The organism is Paenibacillus guangzhouensis (assembly GCF_009363075.1).
Classification (GTDB): Bacteria; Bacillota; Bacilli; order Paenibacillales; family Paenibacillaceae; genus Paenibacillus_K; species Paenibacillus_K guangzhouensis.
The window spans coordinates 1,542,289-1,559,122 of record NZ_CP045293.1; the positions used below are offsets into that span (position 1 = coordinate 1,542,289).

17 protein-coding genes are annotated in these 16,834 nt (G+C 45.2%); 15 read left to right on the forward strand and 2 right to left on the reverse strand.

Annotation, left to right across the window (positions count from 1 at the left end):
- Window positions 1–46 precede the first annotated feature (46 nt).
- From GCU39_RS06915 to GCU39_RS06950, 8 genes are all read left to right on the forward strand, one after another.
- A complete protein-coding gene (locus tag GCU39_RS06915; RefSeq protein WP_152392838.1) occupies window positions 47–1,057 on the forward strand; it encodes an aldo/keto reductase in 1,011 nt (336 codons plus the stop codon).
- Between the two features lie 81 nt (window positions 1,058–1,138).
- Entirely contained in the window at window positions 1,139–2,149 is a 1,011-nt protein-coding gene (locus GCU39_RS06920) for an aldo/keto reductase (RefSeq protein WP_152392839.1), read from the forward strand.
- 17 nt (window positions 2,150–2,166) lie between these two features.
- Window positions 2,167–2,583, forward strand: coding sequence for an SRPBCC family protein (locus GCU39_RS06925; protein ID WP_152392840.1), 417 nt, complete (start codon window positions 2,167–2,169; stop codon window positions 2,581–2,583).
- A gap of 605 nt (window positions 2,584–3,188) precedes the next feature.
- Window positions 3,189–3,413 carry a hypothetical protein gene (locus GCU39_RS06930; protein ID WP_152392841.1) on the forward strand — a complete coding sequence of 75 codons (225 nt, stop codon included), beginning with the start codon at window positions 3,189–3,191 and terminating at the stop codon, window positions 3,411–3,413.
- Between the two features lie 494 nt (window positions 3,414–3,907).
- Complete coding sequence (locus GCU39_RS06935) at window positions 3,908–4,729, forward strand: copper amine oxidase N-terminal domain-containing protein (RefSeq protein ID WP_227793604.1); 822 nt, start codon at window positions 3,908–3,910, stop codon at window positions 4,727–4,729.
- A 188-nt stretch (window positions 4,730–4,917) separates the two neighbouring features.
- The gene (locus GCU39_RS06940) at window positions 4,918–5,553 is read left to right on the forward strand and encodes a histidine phosphatase family protein (RefSeq protein WP_152392843.1); all 636 of its coding nucleotides are present in this window, start codon (window positions 4,918–4,920) and stop codon (window positions 5,551–5,553) included.
- Window positions 5,554–5,641: 88 nt separating this feature from the next.
- Window positions 5,642–6,250 carry a hypothetical protein gene (locus GCU39_RS06945; RefSeq protein WP_152392844.1) on the forward strand — a complete coding sequence of 203 codons (609 nt, stop codon included), beginning with the start codon at window positions 5,642–5,644 and terminating at the stop codon, window positions 6,248–6,250.
- 185 nt (window positions 6,251–6,435) lie between these two features.
- Complete coding sequence (locus GCU39_RS06950; RefSeq protein WP_152392845.1) at window positions 6,436–7,011, forward strand: GNAT family N-acetyltransferase; 576 nt, start codon at window positions 6,436–6,438, stop codon at window positions 7,009–7,011.
- A gap of 38 nt (window positions 7,012–7,049) precedes the next feature.
- Here the strand turns inward: GCU39_RS06950 and GCU39_RS06955 are convergent, their stop codons facing one another.
- Window positions 7,050–7,808: a YheC/YheD family protein gene (locus GCU39_RS06955; protein ID WP_227793468.1), complete on the reverse strand. Its 759-nt coding sequence runs from the start codon at window positions 7,806–7,808 to the stop codon at window positions 7,050–7,052.
- A 472-nt stretch (window positions 7,809–8,280) separates the two neighbouring features.
- Between GCU39_RS06955 and GCU39_RS06960 the strand changes: the two genes are divergently transcribed.
- The 5 genes from GCU39_RS06960 to GCU39_RS06980 all read left to right on the forward strand — a co-directional run bounded on the left by GCU39_RS06960 (window position 8,281) and on the right by GCU39_RS06980 (window position 14,030).
- Window positions 8,281–9,054: an ABC transporter permease subunit gene (locus GCU39_RS06960; protein ID WP_152392846.1), complete on the forward strand. Its 774-nt coding sequence runs from the start codon at window positions 8,281–8,283 to the stop codon at window positions 9,052–9,054.
- A 30-nt stretch (window positions 9,055–9,084) separates the two neighbouring features.
- Complete coding sequence (locus tag GCU39_RS06965; protein ID WP_193726799.1) at window positions 9,085–10,122, forward strand: taurine ABC transporter substrate-binding protein; 1,038 nt, start codon at window positions 9,085–9,087, stop codon at window positions 10,120–10,122.
- A complete protein-coding gene (locus GCU39_RS06970) occupies window positions 10,119–10,868 on the forward strand; it encodes an ABC transporter ATP-binding protein (RefSeq protein WP_152392848.1) in 750 nt (249 codons plus the stop codon). Before GCU39_RS06965 ends, GCU39_RS06970 begins: the two co-directional genes overlap by 4 nt.
- 22 nt (window positions 10,869–10,890) lie before the next feature.
- Window positions 10,891–11,679 (forward strand): YheC/YheD family protein, encoded by a 789-nt coding sequence (locus GCU39_RS06975; protein ID WP_193726800.1) that lies wholly within the window; start codon window positions 10,891–10,893, stop codon window positions 11,677–11,679.
- A gap of 371 nt (window positions 11,680–12,050) precedes the next feature.
- Window positions 12,051–14,030 (forward strand): GTP-binding protein, encoded by a 1,980-nt coding sequence (locus tag GCU39_RS06980; RefSeq protein WP_152392850.1) that lies wholly within the window; start codon window positions 12,051–12,053, stop codon window positions 14,028–14,030.
- Window positions 14,031–14,125: 95 nt separating this feature from the next.
- Here GCU39_RS06980 and GCU39_RS06985 read toward each other — a convergent pair whose 3' ends face one another.
- The gene (locus tag GCU39_RS06985) at window positions 14,126–14,959 is read right to left on the reverse strand and encodes a phytanoyl-CoA dioxygenase family protein (RefSeq protein WP_152392851.1); all 834 of its coding nucleotides are present in this window, start codon (window positions 14,957–14,959) and stop codon (window positions 14,126–14,128) included.
- Window positions 14,960–15,128: 169 nt separating this feature from the next.
- Between GCU39_RS06985 and GCU39_RS06990 the strand changes: the two genes are divergently transcribed.
- Window positions 15,129–16,004, forward strand: a complete 876-nt coding sequence (locus GCU39_RS06990) for a helix-turn-helix domain-containing protein (protein WP_227793469.1) — start codon at window positions 15,129–15,131, stop codon at window positions 16,002–16,004.
- Between the two features lie 128 nt (window positions 16,005–16,132).
- Window positions 16,133–16,786 carry a GntR family transcriptional regulator gene (locus GCU39_RS06995; protein WP_152392852.1) on the forward strand — a complete coding sequence of 218 codons (654 nt, stop codon included), beginning with the start codon at window positions 16,133–16,135 and terminating at the stop codon, window positions 16,784–16,786.
- The last annotated feature ends 48 nt before the right edge of the window (window positions 16,787–16,834 follow it).

The window sequence follows — 16,834 nt, forward strand, 5'->3', positions numbered from 1 at the left end:
TCATTCATCATCATAGATTTAAAACAAATTTTAGGAGGGGTTTCATATGAGAAATATACTGCAAGGAAAACTTGGATTTGGTACTGCACCGCTAGGCAATATGTACCGTACGATCTCTGAAGAAGAAGCTATGGCAACAGTAAATGCAGCTTGGGAGAGTGGCATTCGTTACTTTGACACAGCACCATCCTATGGAGCTGGCTTAGCAGAGATTCGCCTTGGAGAAGCACTGTCAACAAAAAATCGTAATGATTACGTTATAAGCACGAAAGTAGGCCGAATCATTTCGGATGAACTAGAAGACCCATCTACACGTGATTTTGGAGAAAAAACGGGGCTTTTCGAATTTGGCCGTAAGAATAAAATCATCAATGACTATAGCGCGGATGCAACCCTTCGCTCAATCGAGCAGAGTTTGGAGCGTTTAAAAACGGATCGTCTGGACATTGTCTATATACATGATGTAGCGCAGGACTTTTATGGCGATGAGTGGCTGTCGCAATTTGAAACTGCTCGAACCGGAGCATTCCGTGTACTCACACGTTTACGTGAAGAAGGAGTCATTAAGGCTTGGGGACTCGGAGTAAACCGGGTAGAGCCAATTGAACTCATGTTGGAATTGGAAGAAGCGAAGCCAGATGTATCTTTGCTAGCTGGTCGTTACACTTTATTAGACCATGAACGTGCGCTTCAACGCGTAATGCCGGCGGCTGAAAAACATCACATGGACATTGTCATTGGTGGTCCATATAGCTCAGGTGTTCTTGCTGGAGGTACCCATTTCGAATATCAACAAGCGTCACCAGAAATTATGGCAAAAGTTGAGAAAATCAAAAATATTGCAGATCGTCATCACATCAACATCAAGGCTGCAGCTTTACAATTTTCAATGTCTAATCCAGCAGTTGCTACTGTCATTCCTGGTGCTAGTCGACCTGAGCGAATTGCAGAAGACAACGCTGCATTGAACACCGTGATCTCGGCAGCGTTCTGGGAAGAAATGCGCGAACAAAAACTGGTAGCACCTCATGCACCACTACCAATCGGCGTGAAATAAAAAGAAGAGTCGTGGATATGGCACAAACTACGACATCACTTAATGTAGAATTTAAAACAATTACTAGGAGGGTTTACTCAAATGAGAAATATACTGCAAGGAAAATTAGGTTTTGGTACTGCACCGCTAGGCAATATGTACCGTAATATCCCTGAAGAAGAAGCTATCGCAACGGTAGATGCTGCTTGGGAGAGTGGTGTTCGTTACTTTGACACAGCACCGTTCTATGGAGCGGGCTTGGCCGAAATTCGCCTTGGAGAAGCACTGTCGAAAAGAAATCGTAATGATTACGTTCTAAGCACAAAAGTAGGTCGAATCATTTCGGATGAACTAGAAGACCCATCTGCACGTGATTTAGGAGAAAAAGGGGGACTTTTTGAATTCGGCCGTAAGAATAAAATCATCCCTGACTATAGCGCGGATGCAACCCTTCGCTCGATCGAGCAGAGTTTGAAACGTTTAAGAACAGATCGCTTGGACTTTGTATTTATTCATGATATAGCTCAGGACTTTTATGGCGATGAGTGGCTTTCATATTTTGAAACTGCCCGAACTGGCGCATTCCGTGTACTCACACGTTTACGTGAAGAAGGCGTCATTAAAGGTTGGGGACTCGGAGTGAACCGGGTAGAGCCAATTGAACTGATGCTGGACTTGGAAGAAGCGAAGCCAGATGTATCCTTGCTAGCTGGCCGTTATTCGTTACTAGACCATGAACGTGCGTTACAACGCGTGATGCCTGCAGCTGTAAAACATAACATGGACATTGTCGCCGGTGGTCCGTATAGCTCAGGTGTTCTTGCTGGAGGTACTCATTTCGAATATCAAAAAGCGTCACCAGAAATTAAGGCAAAAGTGGAGAAAATCAAAAATATAGCAGATCGTCATCAAATCAGCATCAAGGCTGCAGCTTTACAATTTTCACTAGCTAACCCGGCAGTTGCTGCAGTTGTTCCTGGTGCTACTCGACCTGAGCGAATTGCTGAAGACAAAGCTGCATTAAACACCGTGATCCCAGCAGCGTTCTGGGATGAAATGCTTGAACAAAAACTGATATCACCTCATGCACCACTACCAATCAACGTTAAATAAAAAGGAGAGTTATAAACATGGCACAAACGACGACATCGATTAAAATTCCAGCTTCACCGGATCAAGTATGGCGATTCATCGGAGGTTTTGACTCGCTTCCAGACTGGTTACCATATATACCGAGCAGTACAGTAACTGAAGGTGGTCGCGTCCGTCATTTGGCTAACCCTGATGGTGATGTGATTGTAGAGCGCTTGGAAGCATTCAATGATAAGGAACGCTACTACACTTATTCCATTATGAAAGCACCATTTCCAATTACGAATTATTTATCTACAATCCACGTTAAAGAAGATGCTGACGGTAAATCATCATTGGTTGAGTGGTCTGGCAGTTTCACGCCTGTAGGTGTAAGTGATCAAGAGGCTATTGATCTGTTCCATGGCATCTATAAAGATGGCTTAGAGGCATTACAACAAGGATTCAATGAATAAAAAAAGAGTGTCTCAAAGTCGAAATTTGGTCATAGTCCTGTCAAGGTGCAGTTAAAAAACAGGCTTTAAAAGGCGACTTGCTTCCGGTATTCTGCCGGAGGCAGGTCGCCTAATTTATTTTGGAAGAGGTCCTGGTTGAAATTATAATTTCCATTATTTTGATAATATGATATACTTTTCATTATTCTTGTTACCACAAATGATTAGTAAGGGGTCAATCATATTGCAATTAAAATCAAGAAAACCCTTAGTCTACTTAATGATTATAGGTGTAATAATCTGGCTAGCTGGGATCGTAAGTAGTGGGATATATTTTTTTGAAGTATTTGCTAACCATGACAATTTCTATAGTGATCCAAGTCCTGTTCCTTTGTTTGTATTTGCATTCATCGGAGGTCTAGGCTTCCTGTTAGCGGTAATCTCTACTTTAATATATTTCGCATCTCTCCTAAAAAACAGACAATAAAATAGATAAACATTATCATCAAATATCAATATGTAAGCCTGATTTACGCATATAGTCTTTTTAATAGAAGCATTATCCTTTCAAAGGGGTGTGTTTATTGAGAAACGGGAGGTTGCTATTCATTTGTGGTACTCTTTTAGTGCTTGCAGGTGGTGTGTTTTTTACCGTTGAACGATTTGGTGCATATATTGCAATGGGGCTTGAGGCAGGAGGATTTGCCAGCAAATCCGGTTTTGTCCCAACACTTGGGATGCTAAATACAACACTTTCAGATAACCAGCTGGTCGTACCTTTTTTAATCATTGGTTCAGTTCTAATGGCTGCTGGAATCCTATTAGAAATAATAATTATAAATCAAAAGTAATTTAACCAACTTTTGAACTAACGGAACATGATAATTGAATCATGATATAGAGGCAGCCGATCAACCGATCAGCTGCCGTTTTCTTTGAAGTTACGGGCAGTTTGGCTCAATACAGAAGGTTGTGTGGCGTGGTGAAATTAGTAAGCTAAGGGAGGTGAAAATGATAAAATCAAGTCTAGGGAGTGCTTTTTATTTTTGTGCCATTTTGCTTCTGGTTTATTATTTTGTAGGGATTAGTTTTATTAAGGCTATACAAATGGCAGTACTTATAACCATGGTACATATCTTAATCCTTCTCATAGACAGGTTTTACAAGAGAAAAGAGAGACGTAAGGGACGTAGCTAATGGGAGCAGTTTTTCCTTTTTCATTAAGCTAACAGGACACGATAGATCAATGATACAGTGGCAGTCTAGTACTTTATTTCTTAAGAACATCTGGACAATAAATTCGGAAATGAGGGTGTTTATAAGAATGCTACAGAGAAAATTGATTGTGATAGCGAAAGCTTTGATAGCCGCCGCCGTGATAGCAATTACTTTCATGAATATAGATTTTCCGCACGGCAGCCCAAACAACAACGTCGCTCTCGCTGCCGCCAAAGTGAATAGAGATATAACCGTATTATGGAATGGCAAACCGTTGAAACTTGAGTCCGCTCCCGTTTTGCGGAAAGGCATTGTATTTCTGCCCATGCGCGAACTGTTTAATGTCATGGGTGCAGAAATAGCTTTTAATAAAGGACACATTGATGTTCATCAGGCAGATCACTATCTCGGACTGGATGTTGACAGCCTTAAGGCAAATGTCGATGGATCGAACGAAACTTTGCATGCGGCACCATTTTATTCTGGTGGCAGAACCTATATCTCTCTCGACCTGCTGTCTCAAGCTTTCGGCGCCAAAGAAAAGTGGGATCCAAAATCACAGCAAGCGGATATTCGCTGGAAAGGTCCAGATATCCTGTCATTCCAGCCGGGGATCGCCATTAATTTCCCGAAAGGCTCCGATGCTGATGAAAAAGAGGTGATCCTGCTGGTGAAGAAAGCAATGCAAGCCATTGCAGGCAAAGTTAAGTCGGATCTGCGCTCGACTATGGATGAGAATGCCGATTATCTGGATTTTCTCATCGAATCAAAGATTCAATACCGCTTCACTCAGCTGGTCCGCATCGAACCTTACGACGAATCGACGGGTCGGAAAAACAGTACGATAGCATTTTACACCCTGAATGCAGGAATCATCAAACACGGAAACTACATCTTTACATCGCTCAAGAACAAACAGGGAAAGTGGTATATTGCCAATATTGACTGACTGTTGCACCGTAAAATCGGTATTGGACGAAGACCCCCACGGCACCTTATGTAAGAATATTCGACTCTTCAAGATCTATACGTATGATTCTCCTTTCATATCGAAAATGAACACTTGTGAAACTAATACTAACGGTTATCATTGTGCAAACTACGGTATTAAAGTGGTAATTGTGAGGAGTTAAGAATATGAAGAAGATTTGGATAGTCATGTTTATGTTTTTCTTTGCGTTCCAGATACAAGCGTTAGAGGTGTCAGCAAGCAGAGCAAAGATTGATCCAATACATTCAGCCACATTGAACTCACTACGTCATGGCGGATATGTACTCTATGTAAGGCATGGAGAGGCGAATAGAGGTGAAGATCAGTCACAAATCATATACGAAAATTGCGCTACCCAAAAAAATCTATCGGAGGAAGGCCGAAAACAATCGGCGTTATATGGTGAAGCTCTTCGAAGATTGAATATTCCCGTTCACTACCCGGTTTCAGCAAGCCCTTTTTGCCGTACAAGAGATACAGCGGAATTGGCTTTTGGTAACCAAAATGTTCAAATTGACCCTTTCTGGTTTAAAGTTTATCAATTAAGCGGAAACGTTACACCAACAGAACAGGCGAGTACGTTATCAGAACTAACTTCAGAGCTAGAAAAGATCCCGATATCTGGAACGAATACTGTAATTATCGCTCATAGCTTTCCTAAAGGTATAGGGTTGGGTGAAATACCGTATCTAGGAACTGTTGTAGTGAGACCAAAAGGACCAGGGAACGGGTACGATATTATTGATCGATTTTCATTCAATGAGTTAAATGACACGCCTTGACAGCTTGGTACAATTATAAGTGAAACAGACGGGACAACGGCTATAGCGTGAGGAGCGAGAAAACTTTTAGGAGTGAACAAATGTGAGGATGTATTCTAACAGCATTAGAATATTGATTGGTGTGGTTTTTATCGTTTGTGTGGTGGGTGGTGTAATGGTATTCAAGGGCACATATGCTAAAAGTACGACGAATCAAAACTACATAAATTCTCCTAACTATCCTGAAAATGGACATGGACAGACATACGGTTTAGTTGAAGAAGTTCCCTCCGTTGAAATGCTACCTGATTTAATCCTTGCAGGAAGTGTGAATGGCATTAAAGCGTATTTGCTGAAGAAAGATTATCTCGGTGAACCTGGCAATGTCCCACTGTATGATGTTAATGGGAGAACCATAACTGGTTCTTTTCATATTGGTGCTAAGAATATGAAATTTCCTAAGAATAAAAACGGACAGACATACGGTTCTAGCGCAGATGCTACTTCTCCAGAAACGGAACCTGAATTAATCAGTGCTATGGGTGTGGATGGCACTACAGGATATGTGCTGAAAAAAGACTTAGACGGTGAGCAACCAAAATCACCTGAGGACGCCCTTGCGATACAGATCAGTAGATCACCAGGTGGTCGTGATATTCCACTGTATGATGTTGATGGTGAAACCGTAATTGGTGTGTTTCATGTGGGAGGAGAGTAATTGTAGATCCGCTGAACGAAACACTGGCTAGGTCTAAGGAATATGCAAGCAAAAAGAAGAAATAAAAACGTGGCTGCCGGCATAGTCGGCAGCCACGTTGCGCAAAGGGGAGGTCGACACATTCACAATCTATGGATAAAATTAGCATATGATTTGTAATGTGAAGCATAAAGGGTGGGTGGCAAATGAACGTTTCACCGGTTATTCTGAACGGCAGCAAGGTTGAACTCGTTCCGATGGCATACGAGCATAGCATTGGTTTATATGAAGCAGGGCGCTACCCTGAGATTTGGGCTCTTACCCAAGGGCGTATCTCTTCACTTCAAGATGCAGGAGAATACGTACGAAAAGCATTGGAAAGTCCAGGTAACTTGCCGTTCGTTATTATCGAGCGAGCATCGGGTCAAATCGTAGGAAGTACAAGATTCTATGATATTTCTTTAACGAACCGAAGTCTTGAGATCGGTTCTACCTGGCTGACGCCTACGATGTGGAGAACCCCAATCAATACAGAATGCAAATATTTATTGCTCAAGCACGCTTTCGAAACGCTAGGGACCATACGGGTTCAGCTGAAAACAGATTCAAGGAATGTAAGATCGCAACGTGCGATTGAACGTCTAGGCGCAATTCGAGAAGGGATTTTACGAAACCATATGATTCTGCCGGATGGCTATATTCGGGATTCTGTCTATTACAGTATTCTAGATAAGGAGTGGCCAGCAGTAAAGTTGCGTCTTGAAGGATATTTAGCTAATTAAAAAGAGATATGCCAGATCAACTCAGTATGACGCGGCGGTTACCGGTGATCGGAAGCCGCTTTTTTATTTTTTGCGTACCTTTGGATTCGATTGTACATCGTTTTGTTCTTCAACGTATTAAAGATGCTCATATCCGGCTGGGTATTAATCTCCAAGACCCAAGGATTCATTTGATGATCAATGGCGATATCAACTCCGAACGCTCGTTTGTTTCGATAACTTTTACCAAGCACTGTGCTCGCAGCTTTCCCTAATCTCTCAATGCGTTGAATGTACTGTTTCCTTGATTTGTCACTCAGATGTGATTGGAGTAAGGTATCGATAGGCAAGGGCGTCCCGCCAGAATGAAAATTCGTTACGATTTTATTGCGTTTCGCTTGTCGTCCTATAATTCCCGTAACGTCTAATGCTCCTTTTTTATTCTTTTGGACCATAACTCTGATATCGAACGGACGATGATTGTGTTTTAACAGTTCGATTCCTTCTTGAACAATATATTTGCCTCTAACTAGAACACTTTGAATTGAAGTATATAAGGCATGTAATGAGCTGAAAATACGAGAATTCGAACCCGTGCGCAAAATGAAGTTGTTCTTGCCCTTATTGATTTTATAAATTCCATGTCCGCCAGTTCCTTCATCGGGCTTTAAGTATACGGATCTATACGATCTAAGCATTATTTGAATGTTAGGCAAAGTTGCTTTTCGTGTGTCTGGCAAAAATAGGCGCATCATTTTATCGTTCTTCATGAATTGATACTTTCCCAATTTCCCCATTTTATATTTTACTTTCTTCATATGATCTACCTCCAATTGCTTCGCTGAAGTATGAATGCCATTTATGTCTCTAGCCCAAATTTGAATCTTGCTATACGCATGCATCTAAGCATGAATCGATCTCCTATACTTAGGTATTCACAGACATAGAATTAAGCCTCCGCTCTGGACTGTGCGGATACCTATTTGTCTGCGTCTATAGGTAAAAGCCGCCGCTTTCTCATGTAGTCCATATAAAATAAACGAATGACGCAGTATAGCATTGATCATATCCGGTGAGAAGTATCGGTCATGAATTCATACATGGATTCTAAACAAGGGACTGACAGGAGGTCATCGCGGATGCCTGGTAATTGGATACATTGTTTATAAATGTGACTACAAGTTAAAACGAGTTATTTGACCTTTTGAATGAGTTATTTGCCCGTTGCTGAACCGGGGTGGCGGAATATAATAGTCTAATGCACACAGGCCGCGAAGGGAGGTAGGCAGAATGCACAAGTCTTCGATGATCGTAACTCTTCTTACGTTCGGCATTCTATTATGTGTATGGGCGTTTGTGACGGGGGAAGGGCTGATATCACCATTGTTTTTGCCCTCACCAGGAGAGGTGTGGCACACCTTTCTTACGGTTGCCTTTGGTGAAGGCTATCAAGGGTCAAGTCTTTGGGGACATCTGGGTATCAGCATGCTCCGGATTCTTGTTGCTTTTGGCGTGGCCACAGTGCTGGCAGTACCACTCGGGCTGTTATGCGGAGCCATTCCGCTTCTTCGCGCTGCAATTGCGCCAATCGTCCATTTTTATCGCCCCTTACCGCCACTCGCCTATTATACGCTTCTGATTATTTGGTTCGGCATCGGTGAAGTGTCGAAGGTGTTGCTCTTATGTCTTGCCGGATTCGCGCCGATCTTTCTCGCATGTGTTGCTGCAGTGGAACGTCTTGATCCAGCGAAACTAACAGCCGCCAGAACCTTAGGAGCAACAGGGTGGAAATTGTTCATTTATATGATTCTTCCTTCCGCATTGCCTGAGATTATCGTGGGGCTGCGGACGGCATTGGGGTTCATTTATACGACATTAGTTGCAGCCGAGATGGTCGCGGCGGGTTCGGGCGTCGGCTGGATGGTTCTTGACGCGAGCAAGTTTTTGAATAGTGATGTGATGGTCGTCGGAATTGTGGCCATGGGGATTACCGGCATCCTGTTGGAAGCGGCCTTTCGTATGTTAGAACGTTGGTGGGTTCCGTGGAAAGGAAAGGGAGGGTAAGTCAAACTTCACCGAAGGGAGATAATTAGTTTGAAAATCTTTCGAGTTGCAGGGATCGGCCTCCTTATTGCGGCATTAACTTGGGTGTCCGTTGGTTGTGGCCTGTCCACCAAAGAAGTGAAGGAGGTCCGTATCGGTTTTCAGACCATTCCGAACACGGAAGCGGTCGCGAAGGCCGAAGGGTGGCACGAACAGCAAATGAAGGGGGTCTCTGTGAAATGGTTGCCATTTGATTCCGGTCGGGATGTGAACAATGCCCTCGTCTCGAGCAGCATCGATATCGGCCTGCTCGGCTCTACATTGGTCGCTGCGGGTCTCTCGAAAGGTGTCGATTATAAGGTCATCTGGCTCGCTGACGTGATCGGGGCTAATGAAGCTTTAGCAGTAAAGAATACGAGCAATATCCGTGAAATGGCTGATCTGAAGGGGAAAACGATTGCCGTAACCTTCGGCTCTACGACCCAATATTCGCTGCTTGGCGCGCTACAGCTTAATGGACTTAGTCCGAATGATGTTCATATTATTGATATGAAGCCTGCGGATATGCTCGCTGCTTGGAAGCGAGGCGATATTGATGGAGGCTACGTGTGGCAGCCAACGTTGCAGCAAATGGCCGACGATGGAGGGCATATTTTGGTCACCAGCGGCCAACTGGCGGAGCAAGGGATTGTCACAGCGGATGTGATAGTCGTACGCAAAGCATTTGCGCAGGAGCATCCGGAGCTGGTGAAGCTGTATTTGAAATCAATGATTCAAGCCGTCGAGCTTTATCGGGAACAGCCGGATCAAGCCATTCAAGCGACAGCTTCCCTATTCTCGATCAGCGAACAAGAGGCTGCCACCATGATGAATCAGCTGATCTGGTTATCGGGTACGGAACAGCTGTCCGAATCTTATCTCGGAACGTCTGATCATGCCGGGCAATTCGCGAATGTTCTCGCAGATACCGCTAAATTTTTGAAGGATCAGCATCTTATTGATACATTGCCTTCCATATCGGTTTTCCAACAGGCGATTGCAACTAAGTCTTTGAAGGAAGCAGATCAAGATGCCGGGACTGCCCAATGAACCTGGTCAAATTGGAAAACGTCAGTCTTGCATATGAAAAGGGAACTTCACGCGTATCTGTATTGAGGGACATCGATGTATCCGTTGCGGAGGGGGAGTTTATAACGATTGTTGGGCCTTCCGGCTGCGGGAAAAGTAGTCTCCTCGCTCTGCTGGCTGGGACATTGCGCCCTAGCTCAGGTCAGGTGCTCTATAAAAATATACCTATTGTCGGGACTGATCCGCAGCGTGGGATCCTTCTGCAGCAGGCAGCTCTATTTCCTTGGTTATCTGCCCTTCGAAATGTAGCATATGGCTTACATATGCAGGGCGTTGCCAAGACGGAGCGGCTGAAGCAGGCCTCAGTTTGGTTAAGTCGAGTAGGTCTTGAAGCGTTCGCGAACCGCTACCCCTACGAACTCTCCGGTGGCATGAAGCAGCGTGTCGCCCTTGCCCGTACCCTCATCACAAACCCGGAGCTCATTTTGATGGATGAACCGTTAGGAGCGCTTGATGCATTTACGAAACGTAAGATGCATGAACTGTTTGCGAAGGTCTGGCGCGAGACAGGGAAGACCTTCATCATGGTCACGCATGACGTAGAGGAAGCTGTAAAGCTCGGTACACGGATGATCGTCATGTGTCCCCGTCCAGGCAGGATTATGGAGCAGTTTATGTTAGAAGGCAACCGCGTGGACGCATGGGCTAATGAGGCGGAGCCTTCGATCGTGCAAAAGGTGTACGATTTACTGCGTTATGATGAGTAAAACAAGAAGGGATTCGATCATCATGGAGACGGTTAACCAAAAGCTTGCCCGCTTATCCAAATGGAAGCTACATCAGTTTTATGCTCGTTATCCTCATATTGCCCCTTATTTGCCTCCAGCTGCTAGGCTATCTCAACCATCGCTAAACCGATTTCTGGATCTCTATCGTCGTGGCGTATACATCAAGGCCAATCGGGTCCATACGGGAAAAGGTGTCATTAAAGCTTGGAAAATGGGGAAGGGATATCGCTTCGTCATCGTGAAAGGCGACGTCCAGCATGCTGCTTCGGTCAAGGATCTGCATTCCCAAATCGTCCGTTTTATGCCGAACCGATCGTTTCTCGTGCAAAAGGCTATCGATTTGGCGACCGTGAGCGGACGAAGCTTCGATATTCGCGTGATGATGATGCGCGACGGTCACCGCAATTGGAATTATGCCGGCATGGTCGCAAAAGTAAACGGAACAGGAAGTATCGTATCTAACGTGCGTCGTGGCGGCGGGTATGTGATGACAGTCGAGCAAGCGCTGCGGCAATCTTTGAAATGCAGCACGCAGCGCATCGAGAGCATTAAAAAAACACTTATTCAATTGAGCCGCGATATCATGTCGGCTTCAGAGAGCTATCCGTTTTTTTCCTATCAATGTGGAATCGATCTCGCGGTCGACAAACAGGGCAAGGTATGGGTCATCGAGGTCAATCTCCATAATCCATCGCACAGCTTGTTCAATCGACTTCAAGACAAGACGTTTTTTCGAACGATTCGAAGGCTGCACCGGGCGTACAGAAGGAATAACAAACGAGTGATTTAAAGAGTAAGTAAGCGTACTTCTTACTCAAGAGGAATCCGAAACAATGTTTTTCTTACTGCATCGTGTTAGACGCATAGAAAGAAAGAAGATGGTATAGAGCCAGATCTGCTTTCTTTCTATTGCTATTTCACAGGATAATAATTGTCCTTCGAACACGGTGATATACTCTTCTGTACCATCTTTATAGGGATCTGAGCACTTTTACCTGGAGCTTGTTCGGCTTGCTTTTTCAATCGATTTCCTTATTGAGAATGTAGCAGCTTGCTAGCATCTGTGTCCAAGTTCAATGGTTTATGCTAGTCTATAAGGGATAAGCTTGAACGAAAAAAAGTTTTCGAAAAAGCGGTCGATCAAGAAAGGGAAATATAAATATGGACACAGCAGCTATAGAAGTATTTACAAGTGGACAACGACGCAACGTCGGCATTTTCGCGCATGTGGATGCGGGAAAGACGACAACGACGGAGCATATGTTATATGAGAGTGGTCGGATCCGATCCTTAGGCAGTGTGGATGCGGGCACAGCTATGACGGATTCGATGGATATTGAGAAAGAACGGGGGATTTCGGTTCGAGCTGCGATGACTTCTTTTCAATGGAAAGGGCAATCTGTGAATCTCGTGGACACCCCGGGACATGTAGATTTTCTATCCGAAGTAGAACGATCTTTGCGTGTCATGGACGGAGCTGTGCTGATTATTTCCGCTGTCGAAGCCGTGCAGGCTCAGACGGAGGTGATCTGGAACGCGCTTCGCAAGCTGCGGATTCCAACACTTATTTTCGTGAACAAAATGGATCGAATTGGAGCGGATGCAGCGTCTGTGATGGATGGTATTCATAAATATTTGTCTGCTGATATGATCCCGTTTCAAGTGCCCATCGGTGTCGAACAAGATTTCCGGGGAGCAGAAAATGTATGGGTGAACGGAGATGAGTCGGTCTATGAATTCCTTGCGGAGCGGGACGAGGACTTGCTTCAGCGTTATTTGAACGGTGACACGATCAAGCTGTCCGATTGGAAACAGCATGCGATCGATATGTCGCAGCGGGCGGAGATCTTCCCGCTCTTCTACGGTGCGGCAGGCAAGGGTATTGGTGTAACGGCAGTTATGGATGCCATGGTTGAATATTTGCCCGCAGCGCAGGGGGATACAGAAGCGCCATTGTCAGGGATTGTATTCAAAATCGAACGTGATAAGACGATGGGGCGGATGGCATATATTCGTCTATATGAAGGCGTCATGCGGAATCGGGATATGATCTATAATCATACACAGCAATTAGCAGAGAAGATTACGCAAATCCGGAAAGTAGACGGTGGCCGATCAGAGGATATCGGCGTTCTGCAAGCCGGAGATATTGCCGCTGTCTGCGGGATGACGCAGGTTCGGATCGGGGATGTGTTGGGTCGACCGGACGCGATTCCGGATGAAGCGAGGCTCGCTGTACCGCTCTTGACGGTGCAAGCGCATTGGGTGAATGAAGCGGAATATCCGAGGGTTGTTCAAGCGATGCAAGAGCTGTCTGATGAGGATCCGCTGCTTGACGTGCAATGGATGCAGGATGAGCGGGAGCTCCACGTGAAAGTGATGGGCCCTATTCAGCTGGAGATTCTGACAAATATGCTGGCTAATCGGTATGGGCTGCAAGTTCGATTCGGACAACCCTCCGTCATCTATAAAGAAACGCCAGCACAAGCCGGGGAAGGGTATATCGCCTATACGATGCCGAAGCCATGTTGGGCGATTCTCCGCTTCAGGATTGAGCCGGGGCCGCGCGGCAGCGGCCTGTACTATGAGGCCGATGTTCGAACGGAGAAGCTGCTCCTCCAGTATCAGAATGAAGTGGCACGAAGAGTTCCCGAAGCGCTCCAGCAAGGATTGTATGGTTGGGAAGTTACGGATTTGAGGGTGAAGCTGATCGATGGTGAGCACCATGTATGGCATACGCATCCGCTTGATTTCGCTGTAGCGACGCCTATGGGTATAATGGATGGATTGGCCAATGTAGGGACGCAATTGCTGGAGCCGATTTTACAGTTCCGCATTGTCGTACCGGAGGAGTTCGGTGGGCGTGTCATGAATGACCTTATTTTGATGCGAGGAACATTTGACCCTCCAAACCTGCATGGAGACCGGATGGTCATTGAAGGTCGGGTGCCTGTAGCTACATCCCTAGATTACCCTATGGAGCTGGGTTCCTTGACGAAGGGGCGAGGAACGATTGCAACCTTTTTCGATGGATACGAGGTTTGTCCACCTGATGTAAAGTCGGAGCGCCAGCGGCGCGGCGTGAATCCGTTGGATCAATCGAAGTACATTCTTAGTGTGAGAAAGGCTTTGCAGGGGTAGCTTAATCCTAAGAATAGATGTAGAAGAGAAGGGTAACGGCAGCCATTCATTTGGCTGCCGTTTTCTATATTACTGTGTAGTAATTTGTAGGTAGCTTATGAGCTGTACACGAGCGGGTTCAGTGGGCTGGAGGCGATTTCGCCGGGCTTTTGGCCAGGTAGCCAGGATTCGAGATCGCTACGTCGGGCATTGCTGTCTGGATCAGCGATAGGCGTTCCATCCGCCATGTAAATGATGGTCATGACTTCCCTCATCGAATTCGTCGGGTTGCCTGGCGCAGAGTGGAGTGTCCATCCGGCATGAAAAGTTGCATCGCCTGAGGCCATGGCGCCATACGTTATTTTTTCAAACCCTTTACCATCGATATACTGGCTTAGCGTGCGGTGTGATTCATCGGAAATGACCATTTTGTTGATATAACCCACTTTATGTGAGCCTGAGGCAAATGTCATTGATCCGACTTGCTCGGAAATCGGCACAAGCGGCATCCACATCGTGATTGTTTTGTCCGTATCGAGCGGCCAGTAAATTTGGTCCTGGTGCCACGGCGTATGTCCGCCGCCGGGCTCTTTGAACAACGCCTGATCGTGATAAATACGCACGGCTTCTACGCCCATCAGGTCCGCCGCGATTTTGGCAAAACGTTTCGCTAACACAAACCGCCGGACGGCCTCGCTCTTTTGCCATAAGTTGCTAATTTGAATAAAAGCCTTGCCATATGTGTCTCGTTCTGCAACGGGTTTGTCGTGGTAATTCAGTTCCTTTACCAAATTGGCGATTACTGGTCCGTATCCCTCAATTTCGTCTTGCGTCGCAACTTGGCGGAGAAGGATATGACCATTATCTTGATAGCCTGCAATTTCTTCGGAGGTTAAGATATACGAAGTTTCCAATGCCGGTAGATTGTTAATCTGTTCATTTAGACTCATATTTTGTTACTCCTCTACTTATAGTGAGATTCCTCATCGTTTCACGGCTATTTTATCTTTAATCCTGGAAAAATGCTTTGTCAAAACCTCTTCAATCATTTATCCAAAACAACTGTTAATTTGCTATAGTAAGACTATGAACTTTGGTGAAAAAGGACGGTCTATATTCATGCAGACGTTAATGGAGATCATGGAAAAACACCCGATTGTGCCTTTTATACGTGAGAGCGACTTAGCTGTAAGACGACCGTGGAACAGTCCGGAGCGCCGTTTGCTAGATTACTTAATGGTGTATGTCCAAAAGGGGCAATGCGCATTTACAGTTAACGGGGAGCGACAACTTTTCAATCCGGGTGAGTTTTGCCTGATTCAACCGGGAAGTTTGACAGAACTAGAGGGTCTAACGGATACAGAAACGCCGTTTGCGCATTTGGATATTTTCTACAAGCCAGGACGGGAGAAAAGCTTTCCTACAAGACCAGGTCAGATCGATCTAACACCTTATCAGGAGTTGATGCAGCCGTCTCTAAATGAACTATACGATATCGAGATTCCCGTCCGGCTCCGGTTTCGCAATCCGAACAAAATGGCCGAAATGATGCTGAGAATGATTAGTCTATGGCAGCAGCGGGATCCGCTTTCTCAAATAAAAGCGCAGCATACGGCGACAGAAATTTTTATCGCAATCTTGGATAATCATGCACAGCTTCATCGCCCTGGAAGAGAGCATACGCAGGACTTATCGTGGATGCATTCCTACTTGTCATTTCATCTTGGGGAGACATTGTCTATCGGGGATATGGCGCGGCGCGCGAGCCTATCGCCCTCTCGGTTCAGCGCCGTGTTCAAAGAGCAGTTCGGAATGGCGCCTCATCAGTATTTACTTAACATGCGCGTGGAACACGCTAAAGAATTGCTGGAAGTAACGACGCTGTCGCAGGAAGAGATCGCATCATATTGTGGATTCGCGAATATCCATCATTTTTCGAAAGTGTTCAGGAAGCGTACAGGCAGGTCCCCTGGTGGGTGGCGTCAAAAACATTAATCGAGTTGGGGGGGGGGCGCCTTTTCCGAAAACTACCGATTGTAGGATGGATTTCCCAAAACTAACGAACATTTCATATATGATACATGATATACTCTGGGTATGTCGTATAAATGGAGATGAGCCCTATGGCAAATAATCGATTGAATCGCTATGTTCTGACAGATGAACTCTATGGATTGTTGAAGCAAAAAATCCTGTCCCATGATATATCCGCAGGAAACAAGATCAATATCGATCAATTAGCAAGGGATTTAGGCGTCAGTAATATTCCGATTCGAGAGGCATTGTTCCGCTTGGCATCCGAGGGGTTCGTCAAAGTCATTCCGTTCAAAGGGATGTATGTCGCAGAAATGACTTTGGCGGATATCGACGAAATCTTCGAAATTCGCTATGCGTTAGAAGAGCTGGCCATTCAAAAGGCTGCTCCGCATATCCCGGGGACTCGACTTGAACAAATTCTACAAGAGCTCGATACAGTCGAACAAATGTGGGAGGCAAGCCACGAAGAGAACGTCATCTCCAAGATGAATCATGATTTGCATGGAACGATATTTGCTTATGCAGGGAATGAGAACTTAAAGCAGATGGTCACGGCTTTAATTGAACGGGTTCACCGCTATTTGAACTTGGTCCATTACAAGATCGACATGAGCGCGGAAATCGCAGAACATCGCAAGATTGTGTTAGCTCTGCTCGAGAAGGATACAGAAAAAGCCGTAGAGGCTTCCAGAATCCATCTACAGCAGGCCTATCAACGACTGCGAGACAACTTCAAATAACTTCCATATTCTTCTTTACACTATAAATCGTGTATGATATTATTCTAA

Bases quoted from the DNA above. Each gene is read 5' to 3' on its own strand.
- GCU39_RS06915 (WP_152392838.1), top strand. From the start codon at position 47: ATGAGAAATATACTGCAAGGAAAACTTGGATTTGGTACTGCACCGCTA.
- GCU39_RS06920 (WP_152392839.1), top strand. From the start codon at position 1,139: ATGAGAAATATACTGCAAGGAAAATTAGGTTTTGGTACTGCACCGCTA.
- GCU39_RS06925 (WP_152392840.1), top strand. From the start codon at position 2,167: ATGGCACAAACGACGACATCGATTAAAATTCCAGCTTCACCGGATCAA.
- GCU39_RS06940 (WP_152392843.1), top strand. From the start codon at position 4,918: ATGAAGAAGATTTGGATAGTCATGTTTATGTTTTTCTTTGCGTTCCAG.
- GCU39_RS06945 (WP_152392844.1), top strand. From the start codon at position 5,642: ATGTATTCTAACAGCATTAGAATATTGATTGGTGTGGTTTTTATCGTT.
- GCU39_RS06950 (WP_152392845.1), top strand. From the start codon at position 6,436: ATGAACGTTTCACCGGTTATTCTGAACGGCAGCAAGGTTGAACTCGTT.
- GCU39_RS06955 (WP_227793468.1), bottom strand. From the start codon at position 7,808: ATGAAGAAAGTAAAATATAAAATGGGGAAATTGGGAAAGTATCAATTC.
- GCU39_RS06960 (WP_152392846.1), top strand. From the start codon at position 8,281: ATGCACAAGTCTTCGATGATCGTAACTCTTCTTACGTTCGGCATTCTA.
- GCU39_RS06970 (WP_152392848.1), top strand. From the start codon at position 10,119: ATGAACCTGGTCAAATTGGAAAACGTCAGTCTTGCATATGAAAAGGGA.
- GCU39_RS06975 (WP_193726800.1), top strand. From the start codon at position 10,891: ATGGAGACGGTTAACCAAAAGCTTGCCCGCTTATCCAAATGGAAGCTA.
- GCU39_RS06980 (WP_152392850.1), top strand. From the start codon at position 12,051: ATGGACACAGCAGCTATAGAAGTATTTACAAGTGGACAACGACGCAAC.
- GCU39_RS06985 (WP_152392851.1), bottom strand. From the start codon at position 14,959: ATGAGTCTAAATGAACAGATTAACAATCTACCGGCATTGGAAACTTCG.
- GCU39_RS06990 (WP_227793469.1), top strand. From the start codon at position 15,129: ATGCAGACGTTAATGGAGATCATGGAAAAACACCCGATTGTGCCTTTT.
- GCU39_RS06995 (WP_152392852.1), top strand. From the start codon at position 16,133: ATGGCAAATAATCGATTGAATCGCTATGTTCTGACAGATGAACTCTAT.